Origin of the sequence: Egicoccus sp. AB-alg2 (assembly GCF_041821065.1) — a bacterium.
Lineage (GTDB): Bacteria > Actinomycetota > Nitriliruptoria > Nitriliruptorales > Nitriliruptoraceae > Egicoccus.
The window spans coordinates 1-1,039 of the sequence record NZ_JBGUAX010000025.1; the positions used below are offsets into that span (position 1 = coordinate 1).

1 protein-coding gene is annotated in these 1,039 nt (G+C 62.4%); it reads left to right on the plus strand.

Features of this window, described 5'->3' with window-relative positions:
* Nucleotides 1–2 precede the first annotated feature (2 nt).
* On the plus strand, nucleotides 3–1,039 hold a 1,037-nt coding region (gene tuf / locus ACERM0_RS22745; protein ID WP_373680886.1), incomplete at its 3' end, for an elongation factor Tu.

Genomic DNA, 1,039 nt, shown 5'->3' on the forward strand with positions numbered 1-1,039 from the left:
CGATGGCCAAGGAGAAGTTCGAGCGGACCAAGCCGCACATGAACATCGGCACGATCGGTCACGTCGATCATGGCAAGACGACGTTGACGGCGGCGATCACGAATGTGTTGCACAAGCACAATCCGAATGTGCAGTCGATGGCGTTCGATGCGATCGACAAGGCGCCTGAGGAGCGTGAGCGTGGGATCACGATCAACGTGTCGCACGTGGAGTACGAGACGGATGCGCGCCATTATGCGCATGTGGATGCTCCGGGGCACGCGGACTACGTGAAGAACATGATCACGGGTGCGGCGCAGATGGATGGCGCGATCCTGGTGGTGTCGGCGGCGGATGGTCCGATGCCGCAGACGCGTGAGCACGTGTTGTTGGCGCGTCAGGTGGGGGTCCCGAAGCTGATCGTGGCGCTCAACAAGGTCGACATGGTCGATGACGAGGAGCTGCTCGAGCTGGTGGAGATGGAGGTCCGGGAGTTGTTGGACTCCTATGACTTCCCGGGTGATGACACGCCGGTGGTGCGGGTTTCCGCGTTGAAGGCGCTCGAGGGTGATGAGTCGTACGAGGCGTCGATCATGGAGTTGATGGGCGCGGTCGACGAGTACTTCGAGGAGCCGGAGCGGGCGCTGGACAAGCCGTTCATCATGCCGATCGAGGACGTGTTCTCGATCACGGGGCGTGGCACGGTGGTCACGGGCCGGATCGAGGGTGGCAAGGTCAACGTGGGTGACACGGTCGAGATCATCGGCTTGAAGGACACCACGTCGACCACGGTCACGGGTGTGGAGATGTTCCGCAAGTTGCTCGATGAGGGTCAGGCGGGCGACAACGTGGGTGTGCTGCTTCGTGGCACGAAGAAGGAGGACGTCGAGCGCGGTCAGGTGTTGGCGGCGCCGGGGTCGATCACGCCGCACACCGATTTCGAGGCGCAGGTGTACGTGCTCTCCAAGGAGGAGGGTGGTCGTCACACGCCGTTCTTCAACAACTACCGGCCGCAGTTCTACTTCCGGACGACGGATGTGACCGGTGCGGTCACGTTGCC